The organism is Acinetobacter sp. NIPH 284 (genome assembly GCF_000369425.1).
Lineage (GTDB): Bacteria > Pseudomonadota > Gammaproteobacteria > Pseudomonadales > Moraxellaceae > Acinetobacter.
The window spans coordinates 404795-424909 of the sequence record NZ_KB850009.1 but is presented as its reverse complement, the minus strand read 5'-3'; the positions used below and the strand labels follow the sequence as shown (position 1 = coordinate 424909).

At 40.1% G+C, this 20115-nt stretch carries 19 protein-coding genes and 4 pseudogenes; 10 read left to right on the top strand and 13 right to left on the bottom strand.

The genetic code is table 11. The annotated features are described in order from the left end of the window. A pseudogene (locus tag F908_RS02940) lies at nucleotides 1-426 on the bottom strand (IS4 family transposase); the annotation flags it as partial. Nucleotides 427-525: 99 nt separating this feature from the next. Between F908_RS02940 and F908_RS02935 the strand changes: the two are divergent. Further along, nucleotides 526-1953 (top strand): aminotransferase-like domain-containing protein, encoded by a 1428-nt coding sequence (locus F908_RS02935; protein WP_005157084.1) that lies wholly within the window; start codon nucleotides 526-528, stop codon nucleotides 1951-1953. Here F908_RS02935 and ahr read toward each other — a convergent pair. The 7 genes from ahr to F908_RS15365 form a co-directional block, all read right to left on the bottom strand. Continuing rightward, complete coding sequence (ahr, locus tag F908_RS02930) at nucleotides 1950-2975, bottom strand: NADPH-dependent aldehyde reductase Ahr (protein WP_005157081.1); 1026 nt, start codon at nucleotides 2973-2975, stop codon at nucleotides 1950-1952. The two genes, F908_RS02935 and ahr, sit on opposite strands and share 4 nt — an antisense overlap. A gap of 34 nt (nucleotides 2976-3009) precedes the next feature. Beyond that, nucleotides 3010-3564 (bottom strand): DNA-3-methyladenine glycosylase I, encoded by a 555-nt coding sequence (locus F908_RS02925; RefSeq protein WP_005157077.1) that lies wholly within the window; start codon nucleotides 3562-3564, stop codon nucleotides 3010-3012. Between the two features lie 32 nt (nucleotides 3565-3596). Then, the gene (locus F908_RS02920; RefSeq protein ID WP_005157074.1) at nucleotides 3597-3845 is read right to left on the bottom strand and encodes a hypothetical protein; all 249 of its coding nucleotides are present in this window, start codon (nucleotides 3843-3845) and stop codon (nucleotides 3597-3599) included. Between the two features lie 9 nt (nucleotides 3846-3854). Further along, nucleotides 3855-4352 (bottom strand): M23 family metallopeptidase, encoded by a 498-nt coding sequence (locus tag F908_RS02915; protein ID WP_218647818.1) that lies wholly within the window; start codon nucleotides 4350-4352, stop codon nucleotides 3855-3857. Nucleotides 4353-4428: 76 nt separating this feature from the next. Beyond that, nucleotides 4429-5466: an A/G-specific adenine glycosylase gene (gene mutY / locus F908_RS02910; protein ID WP_005157068.1), complete on the bottom strand. Its 1038-nt coding sequence runs from the start codon at nucleotides 5464-5466 to the stop codon at nucleotides 4429-4431. A 151-nt stretch (nucleotides 5467-5617) separates the two neighbouring features. After that, nucleotides 5618-6355 (bottom strand): dienelactone hydrolase family protein, encoded by a 738-nt coding sequence (locus F908_RS02905; RefSeq protein WP_005157062.1) that lies wholly within the window; start codon nucleotides 6353-6355, stop codon nucleotides 5618-5620. Nucleotides 6356-6524: 169 nt separating this feature from the next. After that, nucleotides 6525-6683, bottom strand: coding sequence for a DUF1328 domain-containing protein (locus F908_RS15365; RefSeq protein ID WP_004878181.1), 159 nt, complete (start codon nucleotides 6681-6683; stop codon nucleotides 6525-6527). Between the two features lie 189 nt (nucleotides 6684-6872). Between F908_RS15365 and F908_RS02895 the strand changes: the two genes are divergently transcribed. The 6 genes and pseudogenes from F908_RS02895 to F908_RS15360 all read left to right on the top strand — a co-directional run. Beyond that, nucleotides 6873-7325: a YcgN family cysteine cluster protein gene (locus F908_RS02895; RefSeq protein ID WP_034602613.1), complete on the top strand. Its 453-nt coding sequence runs from the start codon at nucleotides 6873-6875 to the stop codon at nucleotides 7323-7325. Between the two features lie 130 nt (nucleotides 7326-7455). Beyond that, a pseudogene (locus F908_RS02890) lies at nucleotides 7456-8389 on the top strand (serine hydrolase). 82 nt (nucleotides 8390-8471) lie between these two features. Further along, complete coding sequence (locus F908_RS02885; protein WP_162620846.1) at nucleotides 8472-9746, top strand: replication-associated recombination protein A; 1275 nt, start codon at nucleotides 8472-8474, stop codon at nucleotides 9744-9746. A gap of 81 nt (nucleotides 9747-9827) precedes the next feature. After that, nucleotides 9828-10232, top strand: a pseudogene (locus F908_RS02880) (EamA family transporter); the annotation flags it as partial. Between the two features lie 126 nt (nucleotides 10233-10358). Then, nucleotides 10359-11477, top strand: a complete 1119-nt coding sequence (locus tag F908_RS02875) for an acyltransferase family protein (protein ID WP_005157052.1) — start codon at nucleotides 10359-10361, stop codon at nucleotides 11475-11477. Nucleotides 11478-11500: 23 nt separating this feature from the next. Continuing rightward, nucleotides 11501-11867: pseudogene (locus F908_RS15360) on the top strand (amidohydrolase family protein); the annotation flags it as partial. Nucleotides 11868-11964: 97 nt separating this feature from the next. Here F908_RS15360 and purC read toward each other — a convergent pair. From purC to dapA, 3 genes are read right to left on the bottom strand one after another with little or no spacing between them, the layout of a single operon-like run. Further along, complete coding sequence (gene purC, locus F908_RS02865; protein WP_004659747.1) at nucleotides 11965-12684, bottom strand: phosphoribosylaminoimidazolesuccinocarboxamide synthase; 720 nt, start codon at nucleotides 12682-12684, stop codon at nucleotides 11965-11967. Between the two features lie 36 nt (nucleotides 12685-12720). After that, nucleotides 12721-13323 (bottom strand): hypothetical protein, encoded by a 603-nt coding sequence (locus F908_RS02860; RefSeq protein WP_034602567.1) that lies wholly within the window; start codon nucleotides 13321-13323, stop codon nucleotides 12721-12723. 15 nt (nucleotides 13324-13338) lie between these two features. After that, nucleotides 13339-14232 carry a 4-hydroxy-tetrahydrodipicolinate synthase gene (gene dapA / locus F908_RS02855; RefSeq protein WP_005157049.1) on the bottom strand — a complete coding sequence of 298 codons (894 nt, stop codon included), beginning with the start codon at nucleotides 14230-14232 and terminating at the stop codon, nucleotides 13339-13341. A 290-nt stretch (nucleotides 14233-14522) separates the two neighbouring features. Here dapA and pncA point away from each other — a divergent pair, with 290 nt between their 5' ends. From pncA to F908_RS02840, 3 genes are all read left to right on the top strand, one after another. After that, nucleotides 14523-15155: a bifunctional nicotinamidase/pyrazinamidase gene (pncA, locus tag F908_RS02850; protein WP_005157046.1), complete on the top strand. Its 633-nt coding sequence runs from the start codon at nucleotides 14523-14525 to the stop codon at nucleotides 15153-15155. 91 nt (nucleotides 15156-15246) lie between these two features. After that, complete coding sequence (locus F908_RS02845; RefSeq protein ID WP_005157045.1) at nucleotides 15247-15711, top strand: Lrp/AsnC family transcriptional regulator; 465 nt, start codon at nucleotides 15247-15249, stop codon at nucleotides 15709-15711. Nucleotides 15712-15925: 214 nt separating this feature from the next. Continuing rightward, nucleotides 15926-16564 (top strand): YitT family protein, encoded by a 639-nt coding sequence (locus F908_RS02840; RefSeq protein ID WP_005157043.1) that lies wholly within the window; start codon nucleotides 15926-15928, stop codon nucleotides 16562-16564. Between the two features lie 333 nt (nucleotides 16565-16897). Here the strand turns inward: F908_RS02840 and glmS are convergent, their stop codons facing one another. Further along, nucleotides 16898-18736, bottom strand: coding sequence for a glutamine--fructose-6-phosphate transaminase (isomerizing) (gene glmS / locus F908_RS02835; protein ID WP_005157041.1), 1839 nt, complete (start codon nucleotides 18734-18736; stop codon nucleotides 16898-16900). 12 nt (nucleotides 18737-18748) lie between these two features. After that, the gene (gene glmU, locus F908_RS02830; RefSeq protein WP_005157040.1) at nucleotides 18749-20113 is read right to left on the bottom strand and encodes a bifunctional UDP-N-acetylglucosamine diphosphorylase/glucosamine-1-phosphate N-acetyltransferase GlmU; all 1365 of its coding nucleotides are present in this window, start codon (nucleotides 20111-20113) and stop codon (nucleotides 18749-18751) included. Between the last annotated feature and the right edge of the window lie 2 nt (nucleotides 20114-20115).

Sequence of the window (20115 nt, the reverse complement as noted above, 5' to 3'; positions counted from 1 at the left end):
AAAGCGTTGAATCAAAGCAATACGCTCTTTTGTATCTGAATTTCCACGTTTATTGAGCAATGTCCAAACAATAGGTATCGCTATTCCACGATAGACGATGGCTAACATCAAGATATTGATATCTCGTTTTCCCCATTTCCAGTTGGTTCTATCCAAAGTTAATTGGACTTTATCGAATGAAAATATATTGAAAATTAACTGAGAAATTTGACGATAATCGAAGTACTGATCTGCAAAGAAGCGTTGTATACGTCGATAAAATGATTGTGGTAAGCACTTGATGGGTAAGGCTTTAGATGCAGAAGAAAGATTACATGTCTGTTTTACAATTAATGCAAGCATAATCAGTGTAAAACATTTTACACGTGACTTGTTCCACTTTAGATATTTGTTTAAGATGAGATGTAACTCATTGAAATGTGTCATCATATTCGTCGTCAGAAAACAAGTATTATGCCATTATTTCAATGAGTTGTCTTTTTTTGTCGTGTACAAAGCAGAAATTTATAAAAAAGCAGTACAGATATGACTTTTCAATATCAACGCCTAGCAGATCAATTGGCTCATAAAATTTATCAACATGAATTACAGCCACAGCAAAAGTTAAGTTCTTTAAGGGAATTTGCTCGTCAGCAAAGTATTAGTTTGAGTACCGCACAACAATGCTACGAACTGTTAGAAGCCAAAGGACTGATTTATGTCAAAGCCAAATCAGGCTATTTTGTAAGTTCAAGACAATATCAAAGTGCTGCCCCTAAAAGTCCAAGCTTTGAGTCCAAAGCACGGCAAGTCTCGAATTTAGACTTACAGAATCAGATTCAAACAGCATCGATTCAAAATCATTTAACTCCTTTAGGGGCTATTCAGTTGTCGCCCCATTTAATTCCTGTAGATGGGCTACGTCGTTCCTTACAGCGTGCGCTTAAACACTGTCAGCCCGAAGATTTTTTATATTGTAATAAACAGGGACATGAGCAGTTACGTAAGGCTTTATCAGATCATTGGCGTGAAGATGGGATTTATGTCGCTACGGAAGATATTTTTATTACCAATGGCTGTATGCCAGCTTTGTCCTTGTTAATTCAGCAGATCAGTCAGGAAGGGGACAGTATATTAATTCCAACACCTACCTTTAATGGCCAGTTGCAAATGTTGGCAAGTCTTAAGCGTAAGATTATTGAGATTCCAGCAGATCATCGTGGTATTGATCTTGAACGTCTTGAGTTTTTTATGAAACAGGGCGATGCCAAGCTGTGTTTACTCACTGCTAATTTTCAAAATCCATTGGGCTACTGTTTAAGTCATTCACAGAAGCAAAAAATTGCTCAACTTGCGCAGCAATACCAATGTTTTATTTTAGAAGATGATATTTATGGTGAATGCAGTTTCCAAAAAGAGAGACCTTTGCCGATTCGTTATTGGGATCAACAAGGCTACGTAATTTGGTGTGGTTCAGTCTCGAAGTCACTGTCTACCGCCTATCGTGTAGGATGGTTTTGCTTGGGACCACAATTGCAACACTTACGACCACAACTCTTATCAAATAACGTCGGTGTCAATACACCCTTACAGTTAGGCTTGGCTGATTTCATTTATAGTCGTGGTTATCGTGAGCATTTGGATGAGTTAAGACCGAAGTTGATGCAACAAGTCCAACAGTATCGTGCTTATATTTTGGAAGTATTTGGTGGGATTCCAATCGCCTTGAGTCAATCAGAAGGGGGTTATGCTTTGTGGTTGCAACTGCCAGAAAATATTACGGGCTTAGAGTTATATTATTTAGCGCAGCGCCAAGGGATTAATATCGTACCAGGGGAAGTGTTTGGTGAAGATCAGCGTTATCAGCACTTCATTCGCTTAAATGCAGGGCATGCGTTGACCACCGAAATCCGCCAAGCAATTCAACAGTTGGCGGATTGGGTGAGAGAGCGTATGTCGTCGGTTTTAAATTAATCAAAGTCTGCTTTAAGTACGATACGATAACGTGCTTGACCTGAATGCAGTCGTTCAATGGCTTCATTGAGTTGAGACATTGGAAATAGCTCAATTTGTGGCGCAATATTTTTACGTGCGGCAAATTGTAGTAGTTGACGCAGTGCTAAAGGTGACCCAGTTGGTGAAGCTGTAACCGATTTGGCACCACTCATGATAGTACCTACAGAAACTGGAATAGGCTCTAAGGTAATACCCAAGAAATGCATACTACCATTCGGTGCCAAGGTATTGAGATAGGCTTGCCAATTCAGCGTTACATTGACGGTGCTAAGCAATAGATCAAATTTGCCACGTTGTGCTTTGATCGCTTGAGCATCACGACTATTCACCACATGGTCAGCCCCCATGGCTTTGAGCTCTTCAGTTTTGTCTGGATTTGAACTAAATGCAGTAATCTCACAACCCCAAGCTTTAAGTAGCTTGATGGCCATATGCCCTAAACCACCAATCCCAATCACACCGACGTGATGTGTTGCTTGGATCTGATGTTTAAGTAAAGGATCAAACACGGTAATGCCGCCACAAAGCAATGGTCCTGCACTCTCAGGATCCAAACCCTCTGGTAGAGGAATGGCCCATTGCCAACCTGCGCGAACTTTTTCTGCAAAGCCACCCGCATGACCAACGATAGTCGCAACGCTGCCACCCGTACATAAAACTTGATGACCACCAATACAAGGATCGCATGCTTGGCAACTTTCAGCTGTCCAACCAATGCCAACACGTTGACCAAGTTTCAGTCCTTTGGCTTCTGAACCGAGTGCGATAATTGTGCCAATAATTTCATGTCCAGCGACAGCAGGATAAACGGATGAATGCCATTCATTATTGATCACAGACAAATCTGAGTGACATAAACCGCAGTATTCAACTTTAACTTCAACCTGATGTGGCTTTAATTCACCTGCATCAAATTGATAAGGAACCAATTGCTCGCCTGCTTTCATTGCAGCATAAGCACGAATTTGGTTATTGCTCATTCGATAACTCCTTGGAAAGCAAAATAAATTCGTATTATTTAAAATGACAGTGATTTTCGTGATCGTTGACCATTCCTACCGCTTGCATAAACGCATAACATGTTGTGGGACCAACAAATTTAAAACCACGTTTTTTCAGTGTTTTTGAAAGTTTTTGACTGATTTCGGTTTGTGCAGGTGCATCACGATAATGAATGACATCGTTATTTGAAGTCTGATGGTCAACAAAGGCCCATAGCCAATCAGATACATCACCAACTTCATTTTTGAGTTGCTGCCATGCAATTGCATTGTCTCGAATCGCTTTAAGTTTACCTAGATGACGAATTAATCCTGCATCACTCAGTTTGTCTTCGAGTTGATCATCAGTAAACTCTGCAATCTTAGTAATTGGATAGTGAAAGAAGTGTGAACGGTAATTCTCGCGCTTTTTTAGCACCGTAATCCATGATAATCCAGCTTGTTGACCTTCAAGACAAAGCATCTCAAATAATCGATTTTCATCTTGTTCTACTTTGCCCCATTCTTCATCGTGGTAGCTAATATAGAGTGGATCATTGGAGCACCAGCCACAGCGTTGAATCGTCATATTTGATGCTTCCTATTGTTATTCATATAAAATCATGAAAGTGTGAATGCCACCCATTCATTTGGGCGAGTGTCCCAATAATACAGTTCAGCTGTATTTAAATCAGTAAATTTCAGCCAAAAGTCCTTGCCTGATTTATCTGCAAAACCTGTGCTGATCAGTAGGGCATCTTCAGTAATTTCCATGATCCAGCCCTGATAGCTGGTGCCATTGATAATGATTTTCTGCTGATTACCTGATTCTGCAAATTCAACCAGACGTTCAATCAATGCTTCTGACATGCTGTATTCCTAACGTAAGTATGGGTATGGATTGACTGCGCCACGCCCTTTGCCATTGAGATAAATGCCATAGTGTAAATGTGGGGCGGTATGGCGAGCATTGCCTGTATTGCCCACATAGCCGATCAGGTCACCTTTGCGGACATAATCCCCAACATTGAGACCACGTTTGTGACCATCCAGATGTGCATAATAATGCCATGAACCAGCAGGTCCAAGAATCCAGATCACCTTGCCGCCTAGATTATTATTACGTAAATCAGCCACTAAGCCCTCAGTGGCACTATACACTTTCGTACCACGTTCCGCCATGATGTCAATGCCTTCATGACTACGCCCCTGACTGCGTGCTGCGCCCCAGCTATCTCGCAATTGAGTTCGACTGATCCCCTTGACGGGAACGGGCAGGCGACTGTCCAGACGCATCATCTGGAGCTTGTTCACCTGTGTATTAGGCAAGGGCACGGGCTTCTTTGGTGCAGTGGTACAGGCTGAAAGGATCAGCATCAATAGGGCAAGAACCGTATGGGAAATCAGGTAACGCACACAAACTCCTTGCGTTCGAATTTACAGCATGCAGGTTTTAGGCCTTTTGTTTGGCTGTAATCAGTTTTTTCATGGCCGTTGGAATGCCTTTGGCAATCGCGGCTTCTGGACAGAGCCATATTCCATTCAGTTCAATGCTGAGCTGTTCTTTTTGGTCATGTTCCACGTGGAACAGTTGTTCATGCAGTATCCATGTAAAGTGAGTAAAACTATGACTAATCTGTAGTGATGATACTTGAGCTTGCAGCTTAAATTGTTGTTCAATCTGTTGTAATTCAGTTGCCTCTTCAATGATAGGCAGACAATACAAACCTCCCCATAGACCGTGGGCTTCACGTTGTTGCCAAAGCCACTCACGACCTGCTTGAATTAGGAGCACATTCGCCGTTTTAACAGGGACAGGTTTTTTTGCTTTTTTAAATGGGAGTTCTTGTTCTAAACCTTGTTGATAGGCCTGACAGTGTTGTTGCATTGGGCAGTATAAACACAAAGGCTTTTTCGGTGTGCAGACTGTAGCACCCAAATCCATGATTGCTTGGGTGTAATCATGGTTACGTTCTTTCGGACACAGCTGTTCCGCAATTTGCCATAAAGCACGCTCATGCTGTGGCTTGGATAAATCATCTTCAATCGCAAAAAAACGTGCTAAAACTCGTTTCACATTGCCATCCATAATGACGCCATATTGTCGTAAGCCAAGAGACATTAATGCACCAGCGGTTGAACGGCCAATGCCTGGTAATTCAATCCACTGTTCTAATGTTTCAGGAAACTTTCCTTTCTGCTTTACGATAACAGCGGCTTTGTGCAGATTGCGTGCACGGGCATAGTAGCCTAAACCAGCCCAATAAGGGGCAACCTCATCCCAACTGGCCTGACCAAGATCGTCTACGGTTGGAAATCTTTCGATAAAGCGATCAAAATATTGCAGAACAGTTTTAACTTGAGTCTGTTGTAGCATGATTTCTGATACCCACACTTTGTAGGGATCATCAGCGACTTGCCATGGTAAATCGTGGCGGCCATGTTGGTCGAACCACGTGAGTAGTGCATCAGAAAATGAGAAATCAGACATGAATCAGAACAATCAAAAGCAGAGGCTTAGTATAATGAAAATATAATCGTGGACTTATTTAAATGATAAAAACATTTGTTCGTGTGTAGGAGACATAAATGCCACCTACACAGAATGAAGTCTTTGTGAAAGTTTATGCCAATATTTTGAATCAGGTTAAATGTTTATCTAGTAATTCATACATGGCTTCTAATCCTTGATGTTCAGCTTCGGCGTTATAGCCTAAGTCAACATTATTTGCTTTAGCTCGCTCATCTGCGAGGGGATTACTAAAGCCATGTTTGGCATTTTCAAAAATAATCACTTCATGATCGACTTCTGCATCGTGCATTTCCTGACGGAAGCTTGCGACATCATCTAAAGAAACCATGGTGTCGATCTCACCATGTAATACAAGAATTTCAGCCTGAATCTTTCCTTTTTGTGCAGGTGCTTTCGGGCTTAAATTCGCGTGGAAGGTCACTACAGCTTTCAAATCGGCACCAGATCGCGCCAAATCCAGAACTACTTTACCACCATAACAAAAACCAATTGCTGCCAATTTTTCAGTATTGACCTCTGGTTGTGCTTTTAAAGCATCTAAGCCTGCTTGAGCACGCTCAACCACGGTGTCTACATGATCAAATGTTTGCATCATCCATGCAGATGCTTGAGGAACATCAGAGGTAACTTTTTTGTCTCCATACATATCAATTGCGAGAGCGGCAAAACCGTGTTCTGCAAGTTCACGCGCACGTTGCTCGGTATATTCGGTACGTCCCCACCACTCTGGAGCAACAATAACTCCTGCAACTGGTACATCTCGGATAGGTGTCGCAAAATAGCCAATAAGGCGTTGACCATCTGGGGCGGTATATTCAATTTCACGCGTTGTAATTGGAAAGCTCATTTTTTAATCCTGATCTATATTTTCAATGCTTTGATTAAAGCATAAAACAGCAAAAAATTGATGATGCTAGCGGAAAGACAAATTTTTATTCGGCTGAAATGATGATAATAAAAAAAGAAGAATACGGCGATTCTTCTTTTTTCTTTCTGAATTTTTATTTCTGTTTAAACTAAACTTTACCGCGTGATAAGAAACCCACTACAGCAAGAATAGCCGCGACCACTAATAAAATGACGGCAAAGTCTTTGGATAAACCAGCAACACCACCAAAACCTAATAAACTGGCGATTAATGCAATCACTGCAAAGATAATAGCCCAACGGAACATATTACTTACTCCTAAATTTATCGTTATGAGATTACTATAGCGTGTATTTTTCGCACCAAATGTGGTGTTTCTGTGGTTGAAATGTTCAATAACTTAAGTATTGTTAATCGCTTAAGTCGCTTGGAAAACGGCTTGATTGAGAATAAATGCTATAATCAACACAAATTTTTAAAGCCTAAAACATTTGCCATGTCTACCGAATTGCGCGCTAACTTTTGGAAACTATATCCACTTGATCAGTTGAATAATACTGAGTGGGAGGCATTGTGTGATGGTTGCGGTTTATGTTGTTTGGTTAAGCTTGAAGATGAAGAAACGGCAGAAGTCGCATATACCAAAGTTGCATGTAAATTATTAGATTGTAAAACGGCACGTTGTTCTGATTATCCGAATCGTCAACAGCATGTTGCAGATTGTATTCAATTGACACCTGAACGATTGCAAACAATTACATGGTTACCTCCTAGTTGTGCTTATCGTCGTTTGAATGAAGGTAAAAATTTACCGTCATGGCATTATTTAAATACGGGTTCACGTCAGAGTGTGATTAAAGCGAAGAAATCGGCTGCTGGACGCTGTATTTCAGAACAAGATATAAATGAAGATGATATAGAAGATTATGTCGTACGTTGGGTACGTTAGATCTTGATATATATTTCTTATAACTGTGTTTTTTATCAATAAAAAACAATACTTTAGCAGTATTTTATCTATACATTCCCATATGATGAACACTGAGAGTTCGATGTGGTTTGAGAGCCTCTTTGTTTGAATGAAATGGGTTTGGGAAATAGACATGATCGCATCAAGAATGCTTTTTTTACTTGCAGGGCTTTTATTCTGTAATTCTTCGATTTGGGCAAAACCGCTCAGTGAGCAGCAAGTTAGGGAAATTGTAGATCAACAATTTAAACCATTATTAGATCAATATAAGATTCCTGGATTAGCGGTCGGTGTCACATTCGATGGTAAGCATTATTTTATCAATTATGGCTTGGCATCAAAATCAAACCAACAACCCGTAAGTAACCATACTTTATTTGAACTTGGCTCAGTCAGTAAGACCTTTAATGCAACTTTGGCGGGCTATGCACAGGCGCAAGGGCAGTTATTATTGTCGGATCATCCCGCCAAGTATTTCCCAGAATTAAAAAATACCGCAGTGAATAAAGCTACGATTTTAAATTTAGGTATATATACTGCAGGTGGCTTTCCGCTGCAATTTCCAGATGAAGTTGTTAGTCAGCAGGACATGCTTCAATATTTTCAAAGATGGCAGCCAAAGACCAACGTTGGTACGGCACGACAATATTCAAATTCACCCACAAAAGCTAAAACAGTCTTTAAGAGCAGCGGTTGAAACAACGCATGTGGGATATTTTAAAGTTGGTGCGATGACCCAAGGGCTAGGCTGGGAGCAATATGCTTATCCTGTTAAGCTTGAAACACTTTTACAAGATAATTCCAGCAAAATGGCTTTAGAAAGTCATATCGTCACACCGATCAAACAACCAAAGCGTGCTCCAGCAGCAACATTGTTTAATAAAACTGGTTCAAGTAATGGCTTTGGTGCCTATGCTGCATTTATTCCGCAGCAGAAGATTGGAATTGTGATGCTCGCTAACACTAATTTTCCGAATGAAGCTCGAATTACTGCAAGCTACCATGTCATGCAGCAGTTACTTCAAAAGAATACTGCGCAATAGAATGTCGCGTGGTTGCAGATTCAAATTGTAGATTTGAACCAGACGCAATAGACTAGGATAAAACAGTATAAAGTCCGTGATGATGTCAGATACGCATATTCCTTTACCTGAACGCTTACGCCCTCGTGATTTGTCAGAAATCATCGGGCAAGATCATTTGCTCGGTGAGCATGCACCGTTACGCCAAATGATTGATCAGGGGCATTTGCCTTCGATTATCTTTTGGGGGCCGCCAGGGGTGGGTAAGACTACAATTGCTTTGTTATTGGCACAGGCAGTTGATCGCCCTTTTATTAGTTTATCTGCATTAAGTACGGGCGTAAAAGAGCTGCGCGAAGTGATTGCGGAAAGCGGTGATTTACTGACATCAGTAGTGTTTATTGACGAGATCCACCGCTTTAATAAGTCGCAGCAAGATGCCTTACTGAATGCAGTTGAAAAAGGCAAAATCACTTTGATTGGTGCAACCACAGAGAATCCATCTTTTGAAGTGAATAGTGCACTGCTTTCTCGTTGTCAGGTTTATACCTTAAATAGTTTGGATGCTGATGCGATTCAAACCCTGATCAATAAAGCCATTCAAAGTGATAAGTTTTTGAAAGAGCGTTTTATTCAGATTGAAGAATATGATGCGCTGATTCAATTTGCTGCGGGTGATGCACGTAAAGCGCTTAATTTGATTGATTTAATTGCCAGTACTTTTGAGCCTGATATTGAAAATATCGTGACCAATGCAATTGTGGTTAAAGTCGCACAGCAGAATATTGCACGTTATGACAAATCAGGTGAGCAGCATTATGATTTGGTTTCGGCCTTTATCAAGTCGATTCGTGGTAGCGATGCGGATGCGACCCTATATTGGATGGCACGCATGCTCAAAGGTGGTGAAGACCCTGTTTTTATTGCACGTCGAATGTTGATTGCAGCATCAGAAGATATTGGCAACTCGAATCCGAATGCCTTGTTGTTGGCAGGTGAGTGTTTTCGTTCAGTACAAGCGGTCGGTATGCCTGAAGCACGAATTATCTTAGGTCAATGTGCTGTATATCTCGCAACCAGCCCGAAAAGTAATAGTACCTATCTCGCCATTAACCGAGCTTTGGAGCTTGCCGAAAAAACTGCGAATTTACCTGTGCCGTTGCATCTACGTAATGCGCCAACCAAATTGATGAAGCAACAAGGTTATGGCGTGGATTATCTCTATCCGCATCATTACCCTGAGCATTTTGTTTTACAGGAATATTTGCCGCCTGAGTTGAGGGGTACGAAGCTGTATGAGCGTGCCTTAAACAAACGTGAAGTTGAAGCCGAACGTTTGCAGCAACGCCGTTGGCAGCAGGAACAACAGCAGCAATAAAGATCTGTTTAAATAGATGAGTTGTATTTTCACATTTCACCTAGTCAAGTTCCCAAAACTGTAAATGGGAATTTTGCTGCGGTTTTATATTCGATTTATTTCAACATGAACTCAAAAAAAGCCACATTCGTTGGATTGCTTGCGATCTTCCTTTGGAGCATGATCGTTGCTTTGATCAAGGATGTCAGTTCGCATTTTGGTGCAGTCGGTGGCGGCGCATTTGATTTTGATTGGTCATCTTCCACGTCCTTACTTTTTGCCGCTGCCGCTATGGGCTTTGGTTATGCTGCATGGAATGTCGGGATTTTGCATGGCAATGTCACGTTGTTGGCAGGTGCTTCGTATTTCATTCCTGTATTCTCAGCTTTTTGCTCTGCAATCTTACTCAGTACGCCACTGACGATTTCTTTTTGGTATGGTGCTTTTATGGTGTGTATTGGGTCGATCTTATGTTGGTATTCGACTCGAGTGAAATCATCAACTTAGTTTAAGTGTATAGCGGAATTATTATTTAAGTGCTTTATAGTCACTATATTTTTGTAAGAGGCTACTAGACACTTCATATAAAAGATCGCATTATCGCGGCATATCACGGATGATAAAGTTCCATCAATGTCCACCCAAAAAATTAATGCTGCGGAAAGTATTCGGGGTCTGGCCTGCCTTGCAGTGGTGTTGTCGCACCTGTCGCTGACATTCTTTCCACAACTGCATAATTTTGGAGAAAGTGCGGTTCCGCAATATAATTTTTTCGCCCTGTTGCATAACTCACCACTGGCATTTTTCTATTCAGGAACAGGCGCAGTTTTTGTGTTCTTTGTCCTGAGCGGCTATGTACTGAGCCTGTCCAACTTAAACAAGCCCAATGCCACTGAGCGATTAAAAAAGTCATTGCTGAAACGCTATCCACGTTTGGCTATTCCCGCGTTTATCTCTTGTATTATTGCCTACCTCGTGTGTTTCCTTCCTGTTGATGTTTCGCATGTTTCTGAATGGGGGGCCGCTTTGGCAAATCCTTATCCAAAATTAAGTATAGCTTTGTATGAGGGCAGTATCGGAGCGTTTTTATTTGGGGACTCAAGCTATAACTGGGTGTTGTGGACGATGCAGATTGAGCTGCTCGGTTCATTGGTAATTTATTTCGCCAGTTATTTTTATAGCAAACGACCGATGCTTGCAGGTCTGTTCTTGCTGTTGAGTATTGCGACAGCCTATACGATTTCACAAACAGTATTACTCGGTATCCTGAGTTTTATTTTAGGTATGGGTTTACTTCTATATGCATCAGAATTAGCAACAGGGCTATCTGTGTTGCTATTCACGCTGGGGCTATATTTCTGTGGTGCGCATAATGAAAGTCTGAGTTATCGGATTTTTGCTCAATTTTTAGGTGAGCAAACCTACGATTATCTGAATTTTATTGGCGGTTTTTGTATCGTGTATGCGGTATTAAAAGGCAAATGGTTAGCACAATTTTTTGATTCACCATTTTTAGTTTTCTTAGGCAAGATCTCATTTTCTATTTATTTAATTCATCTTGCTGTGATTTATGCTTTAACAATTCCTTGTTTTAATCTATTTCATATTCAATTGGGTTTTTCGTATTGGGTAGCGGGTCTGTGGGCGAGTTTGTTTACAGTGATGATAAGTATTGTTTTAGCTACTCCCTATAGTCGCTATGTGGATGATATTGCAATTAAAGTCTCTAGTAGCCTTACAAAGATATTTTAATTTCACAGTATTCATTTCGTCCTCAAACGATTCGTGACGATCAACTGGATCAACTGAAAGCCTTGGATATTATTCCATCTTTCTTCTCATTGCATACGTTCTATTGGGGGGGATTGGCATCGTCAACAAACCTTAGGTGAGGCGAGAGCAGCACGTATTTCACCGACTGCAAGTGCTTTGAAGAAACAGCTTATTTTTACAGAGCATCATGATGCACCAGTTGTGTCGCCGAATAGTTTGATGATGTTAGATGCAACTGTAAATCGAGTGACACGCAGTAATTATGTATTAGGTGCAGATGAGTGCGTGAGTCCCTATATGGCTTTAAAATCTATGACGGATTGGGCAGCTTATCAATATTTTGAAGATGAACATAAGGGCACGATAACTTAAGGGAATCTGATTTATCAGAAACTGGGAAATTAGATAAACCAATAAAAAACCAGCCTAATCAGGCTGGTTTTTATTAAGAACGGCAGCTTAAGGCTTAGATATTATCTAAGTTAATGCCTAAACGTGCAGCAACTTCTTCATAAGCCTCAACCACACCACCTAAACCTTGGCGGAAACGGTCTTTGTCTAATTTTTTCTTGGTGTCTTTATCCCATAAACGGCAACCGTCTGGAGAGAATTCATCACCCAATACGATACGATCGTGGAATACACCGAATTCAAGTTTGAAATCAACAAGAATCATATTACCTGCATCGAATAATGCTTTCAGTACATCATTCACTTGGTAAGTCAGTTCTTTCATTTTTTCAAGTTGAGGTGCTGTTGCCCAACCTAAAGCAATTGCTTGAGATTCATTGACCATTGGGTCGCCAAGCGCATCATCTTTGAAGAACAATTCAAATGTTGGTGGTGTTAACTCTTTACCTTCTTCAACACCTAAACGGCGGCATAATGAACCTGCTGCGTAGTTACGAATAACACATTCAACAGGGATCATTTGTAATTTCTTCACAAGCACTTCTGTTGGAGAAAGTAACTTTTCAAAATGAGTTTCGATACCCGCTTCAGCCAACTTTTCCATGATGAAGGCATTAAAACGGTTGTTCACCTTGCCTTTACGATCTAGTTGCTCGATTTTTTCGCCATTGAATGCTGATGCATCATCACGAAAGACTAAAATCAGGTGATCAGCATTATCTGTTTCATATACAGATTTTGCTTTACCAGTATAGAGCAAGGTTTGTTTTAACATGGGGGAACCTTTTGAAAAAGTATGCCTAGTAAACGACTAGGCTGGCCAATTTTGGTAAATCTGGGTTAACACTTCAGCTGCAACGGCAGGGTCTGCAAATGTTGTATCAAGTTTGAATAGCGCAACTGTATTGCTTGAGCCTACAGCCGATAATTTAAGTAGGTAATTTTGATCACCTACTTTAATCGTTGCTTCATAGCCATTTTCTGCTTGTGAAATAACTTTGTAGTTGAGGCTGCTCAAGGTTGCAAAAGTATATTGCCATGCACTTGCTGTCGGGCCATCAACTTTGAGTAATGGGTTTTTATTCCCATCAGTGACAAGCTGTGGACGACCCACTGTTGAAGCGGTTGCTGAAGTATTATCGGCTGAATTTTGCATCGCTTTTGGACGAGGCAATGCATAGCGGTTGCCACTTTCATTTTCAAGCTTTGGTGCATGCTCAATTGCAAGTGGATCAACCGTAGGCGCTGGATACAATGGCGTAAATGGTCTTGCCGTTATGCCCTCAGGAAATTTGAGTGGTTCAAGTGCTTGTGCTTTTTTATAATCTAAAGAATGATTATTGAGGGCAAAACGACCACAACCAGCCAAACTTAAAGCTGAAATGACTAGGACAACACCAAGACGTAATTGCATCATAAATTGCTCGTATTAAATAATTCCCGCAGCTTTTAAATCTGTGCGGAGCGGTTCACGATATTGTTGTGCTAGAGCGGTTAATGGTAGGCGAATACCTGTACCAATTGAGCCCATCTCATGCAATGCCCATTTCACAGGAATTGGGTTTGATTCGCAAAACAAAATATTGTGTAGATTTGCAATTTGTTGATTCAAGCTTTGTGCTTTTGCTTTATCTCCAGCTAACGCAGCTTCACAAATTTCGCTCATTTGCTTTGGTGCAACATTGGCTGTTACAGAGATATTACCTTTTGCACCCAGTAAAATCAGTTCCCAAGCAGTTTCATCATCACCTGAATAAACAGCGATTTTATTATTTAAACCTTCGATGAGGGCTTGACCACGTGGTACATCGCCTGTTGCATCTTTAATACCAATAATGTTTTTAACATCAGCAAGACGAATAACGGTTTCGTTTTGCATATCGACACCAGTACGACCTGGTACATTATAAAGAATTTGTGGAATATCAACGGCTTCAGCAATTGCTTTGTAGTGTTGATATAGGCCTTCTTGTGTTGGTTTATTATAATATGGCGTAACGAGTAAGGCCGCATCAGCACCTAATTCTTTTGCAGCTTTAGTCAATTCAATCGCTTCACGCGTTGAATTTGCACCTGTGCCTGCGATAATTGGAATACGTTTGTTGGCTACACGAATCACTTCTTTGATGACTTGTGTGTGTTCTTCCATGCTTAATGTAGACGCTTCGCCCGTCGTGCCGACCGCAACAATACTATGTGTACCTTGTTGAATATGCCACTCAACGAGCTTCTCAAGACTCTTCCAATCTACGCTGCCATCTTCAAACATAGGGGTGACGATTGCGACAATTGAGCCTTGAATATTCTGTGCTAGCTGAGTCATTTTAAAAAACTATCCTATTTTCCCATCCGAGATTGAATTAGTTGAAACGAAATATTGGATGGTTGCAGTATTTTGATTGGTCATCCAACAATTCGATCGGGTTGAATGACAATTACGCAAATTATGACTGATCGGAGGCATAAGAACAATATGCTTTAGTCAAACTGTGGAAAACTTTAATTCATCTTTATCTTGAATCGTTTTCATCTTTTGTAAAAGTGAAAACATGAGTAGCCAGAACATAATCAGCAGGGTATTGTAAAAATACAAGCTTAAAACTGGAGCATGCTATGCAGACACAAACTCATCATGTCGCATTAATTGTTGTTGATGTCCAAAATGGATTTACTCCTGGGGGGAATTTGGCCGTTGCAAAAGCAGATCAAATTATTCCGATTATTAATCAACTTGCAAAAAAGTTTGAGCATATCGTGCTGACACAGGACTGGCATCCTGAGCAACATATTTCTTTTGCAGATAATCACGACAATAAAGTACCGTTTGAAACTATTGAATTGCCATATGGTACCCAAGTGTTATGGCCGAAACATTGTGTTCAAGGCACTCACGATGCGGAATTTCATCCTGATTTGGATGTTCCAACTGCACAACTGATAATTCGTAAAGGCTTTCATCCAGATATTGATAGTTATTCTGCTTTTATGGAAGCAGATCGTAAAACTCCAACAGGTTTAAAGGGTTATTTAACAGAACATCAAATTGATACAGTATATATCGTAGGGATTGCCACAGACTTTTGCGTGGCGTGGACCGCCTTAGATGCTGCACAGATGGGCTTTAAAACTTATGTGATTGAAGATGCCTGTAAAGCGATTGATTTGGATGGTTCACTACAAAGCGCATGGCAAAGAATGTTAGAGCAAGGGATTGAGCGTATTCAATCGACTACAATTTTGTCATAAGCTTGAGCCGCTTGATCCAAAGGCGTTAAACTTATAAAACTGATAAATCAATATCAGTTAAACTCTAACTTCAGACAGAATTGAGCGTTTTATGTCAGCTGAACTTGATGATTTTGATCAGAAAATTATTCATTATTTACAAATGAATGGAAGATTAGCTAATCAAGAATTAGCAGAATTGGTGGGATTATCAACTTCTCAATGTTCACGTCGTCGTATTCAGCTTGAACAAAATAAAATTATTACGGGTTACTATGCGCAAATCGCATTAAGCGCAGATCCGACACCGATCATGGGTATTATTGAAGTGAAATTGCAAAACTACAATGATGCGACACACGATCGCTTTGTTGACTTTCTTTTAAATGAACCTGCGGTGAAAGATATTCATAAACTCACAGGAAGTTATGATTTTGCACTGAAGGTTGCAGTGAAAAATTTAGATGAAATGGTCAAATTGATTGGGATTTTGTCATCTAGTAACTTTGGCGTCAGTAATTTAAATACATCGATTGTGTTGGAAAAATTAAAAGAAAATGGGATCGCGATTAAGTAAAAAATCTTTCTCTTAGATGAATACCATTCAAACTGAAGCATTCGACGTTGTTGCATAAAGATTATTCAAAAAAGGATATTTTGAGTATAAATTGCATTTATGGTGAAAATATAAGAATAAATTGCGAAATTTTAATAAAAATGATCAAATATACCATGTCTTTCTTTGAAAGATCTTTCTCCCTGCTGTTGTTCTCCTATTGAGTTCTATCCTTATGAATACCGATCAGAATATATCTTTGGTCAGTCCAGTCATGCCCGTGATTGACCAACACTCTAAGATTGAAGATGGATTGGCCATGTTAATTGGTACATTCATTCTATCGTTTGCCATGAATTTATTGCAGCAAGCAGGGATTATGACAGGTGGTACAGCGGGCTTATCGTTGTTGATCCACTATATTACCGACCTGAAGTTTGGCATCTTATTTTTCCTGATCAATATTCCATTTTATTATTTTGCTTATAAAAAAATGGGCATGGCATTGGTCGTCAAGACATTTATTGCCGTTGGATTATTAGCTGGTTTTACTGAAATTATTCCTCATTTTTTTCATTTATCTAGTGTAAATCCAATTTATGCTGCGATTTTTGCGAATGTGTTGATGGGGGTAAGCTTTCTGATTTTATTTCGCCATCGTTCAAGCTTAGGAGGAATCAACCTCTTGGTTCTATATTTACAAGAACGCTTTAACATTCCAGCAGGTAAAGTGCAGATGGGAATTGATGTTACCATCTTATTAGTTTCGTTGTTTTTCGTAGATTGGAAATTGATTCTAATTTCAATTTTAGGGGCTGTTATTTTAAATTCAATTATTCTTTTGAATCATAAAAGCAGTCGGTATGTGGCTTAAATCTGATCATCAATGGCAATAAAAAAGGAGGGCTAACCTGTGGTTGAGTAATAAAGTATCATCCTAAAATCAATACAAGTTATTGATTTTAGGCTTTTAGCAAGATTCTTAAGAAAAATAAAGTTTCATCCTACATTATAAATTCTTCTCGTATTTCAAAAAGTAGAAGTAATAAAGTTTCATCCTTTAATATTTGCTATACGATAGTACCTACATCTCTAAAGTGCATTTTGATCAATATGAGATGATACTTTATTACCTAAGATGAAACTATATTACTTAGGATGATACTTTATTGCTCTCATACATAACCCTCCTTTTTTTATTTTGTAATTATTCGACTGTTACGCTCTTGGCAAGGTTACGTGGTTGGTCAACGTCGGTACCACGTAATACAGCCACATGATACGAGAGCAATTGCACAGGAATACTGTACACAATTGGTGCTAACCATTCATTGACAGCTGGAACATGAACGACATGTTGGCGATCTTTACCATGAATACCACTGTTTTCATCAGCAAAAACAAATAGTTCTCCACCACGAGCTTGAACTTCTTCCATATTCGATTTTAACTTATCGAGCATTTCATCTTGTGGAGCCAAGATCACGACTGGCATCTCATTGTCTACTAAAGCCAATGGACCATGCTTTAATTCGCCAGCCGCATATCCTTCAGCATGAATGTATGAAATTTCTTTCAGTTTCAATGCGCCTTCTAGAGCGATAGGGAAGTGTGTGCCACGTCCTAAGAACAAGCAGTGGTTTTTCTCAACGAAGAGTGCTGATAGACGCAGAATTTCAGTATTGCCTTGTAAAGTATCTAAAATTACTTTCGGGCAATGCCATAGCGCTTCTGTAATTTCCTTCAATTGAGCATCTGCAAGACGTTGTTTAACTTGACCAATTTTTAAGATCAACAACATCAATGCTGCAAGTTGAGTGGTAAAGGCTTTGGTTGATGCAACGCCGATTTCAGGACCTGCAAGCGTGAGTAAATGATGATCTGTTTCGCGAACCATTGATGAAGTGGCAACGTTACAAATGGTCATGGTACTAATGTCGATGTTCTGAGCTTGAGCGCGTTTTTGTGTTTCGCGTAATGCAGCCAACGTATCCGCAGTTTCTCCAGACTGAGAAATACAGATATACAGTGTATGAGCAACAATGACAGGCGTGCGATAACGGAATTCACTGGCAATCTCAACTTGGCAAGGTACACCAATCAATTGCTCGAACCAGTATTTTGCAATCATACCTGCATGGTAGCTAGTACCGCAGGCAATGATTTGTACTTGCTGAATTTTGTCAAAATCCGCATTGGCATGTTGAAGAAAATCTTCACGCAAATTATTGCCATTTAATGCTTGTGAAATCGTTTGTTGAATCGCTTCTGGTTGCTCATAAATTTCTTTGAGCATGAAATGCTTATATTCGCCTTTTGATGCATTGCTGACGGTTGCATCCAGTTCTTTGATTGGACGTTCAACGCGTTCACCATCAACAAATACTTCAATGCTGTTACGGGTTAAGCGGGCAATATCGCCTTCTTCCAAATAAACGAAGCGATTAGTAACAGGTAATAAAGCCAATTGGTCTGAACTAATAAAGTTCTCGCCAATACCTACACCGATCACCAATGGTGAACCTTCGCGCACAGTGATCAGTTCATCAGGGTGTTCGGTATGCACAATACCCAGTGCAAAAGCGCCTTTTAGGCGAGGAATAACTTTTTGTACAGCTTCAAGTAAGCTATCAGTTTGCTTTAAAGCATCGTTGACAAGATGAGCAACAACTTCGGTATCTGTTTGAGAGGTAAATACATAACCTAAGGCTTGTAGATCGTCTTTTAATTCTTGGTAATTTTCAATAATACCGTTATGTACGACAGCGACATTTCCAGAAACGTGTGGATGTGCATTATTTTCAGTTGGTTTACCATGAGTTGCCCAACGTGTGTGTGCAATTCCGATATGACCCGTTAAATGTTGTTCTGAAACAGCTTCGGCAAGATTGGCAACTTTCCCTACGCGACGCTCACGTAGAATTTTTTGATTATTGAGTAATGCTAAACCAGCAGAGTCATAACCACGATACTCAAGACGCTTAAGTCCTTCGATCAAAATATCAGTTACACAACGCTGAGCAACGCCTCCAACAATACCACACATAATTTTATCCTCTTATTTTTTCAGCTTTTGGGGGCGCTGATAATTTGCTTTTTCAAACTGTTTTGATCGTTCGACAGCTAAACTATGCTCTGCCACATCTCGAGTTAAAGTTGAGCCTGCACCTGTGGTTGCACCTTGAGCAATTTTAATTGGTGCAACCAATGAGTTATTGGTACCAATAAATACATTGTCTTCAATCACAGTACGATGTTTATTTGCGCCATCATAATTACAAGTGATTGTGCCTGCACCAATATTACAATCAGCACCTATATCTGCATCACCTAGATAAGTAAAGTGATTGGCTTTAGAGCCTACACCAATATTAGAATTTTTAACTTCGACGAAGTTGCCAATATGCACATCATTCGCAAGATTTGCACCTGGACGAAGACGGGCGAAAGGACCGATTTGAGTGTTTTCTCCAACGATCGCATTTTCAAAAATGCTATAGGCTTGAACTTTAGTGCCTGCCGCAATACGAGTATTTTTTAAAATACAGCCTGCGCCAAGTTGAACGTTGTCACCTAATTCGCAATCACCTTCAATAATGACATTGATATCAATTTGTACATCTTGACCACATTTCACAGTTCCACGTAGGTCAAAACGATTTGGATCAATTAAATGTACGCCTTGTTGCATTAATTCTTTTGCTTGTTGTTGCTGAAATTGACGTTCCAAAGTTGCAAGTTGTAGGCGGTCATTCACACCTTCAACTTCAAATTCAAGCTCAGGTTGAATTGAAGCAATTTCTAAGCCATCCGCAACGGCCATTGCCACGATATCCGTAAGGTAATATTCACCTTGAACATTGTTATTCGAAAGTTTTGGCAACCATTGATGTAATTTGGCATTACTTACACAATAAATACCCGTGTTGATTTCTTGTATTAGACGCTGTTCGTCATTGGCATCTTTATGCTCAACAATCGCTTGAATCTTATTTGCTTGACGAACGATACGACCATAGCCTGTTGGATTTTCAACATTTAGGGTGATCATACCAATACCAGATTGGCTAGAAGCTTCAAGCAACTGCTCAAGCGTGCTTTGACGAACCAGAGGAACATCCCCATATAAAATCAAAGAAATACCATCTTGAGGTAATACAGGGAGAGTCATTTGAACAGCATGACCTGTTCCTAACTGTTCTGCTTGTTCAACCCACTCTATTTGTTCAGCAGCAAAGCTTTGCTTAACGAGTTCACCACCATGACCATAAATCGTAATAATATTTTGGGCATGTAATTTTTTCGCCGTTTGAATGACGTGACCGAGGAGGGGGCGGCCTGCAAGTGGTTGTAATACTTTTGGTAGTTGTGAACGCATTCGCGTTCCTTTCCCCGCTGCAAGAATAATAACAGTTGTTGACATAA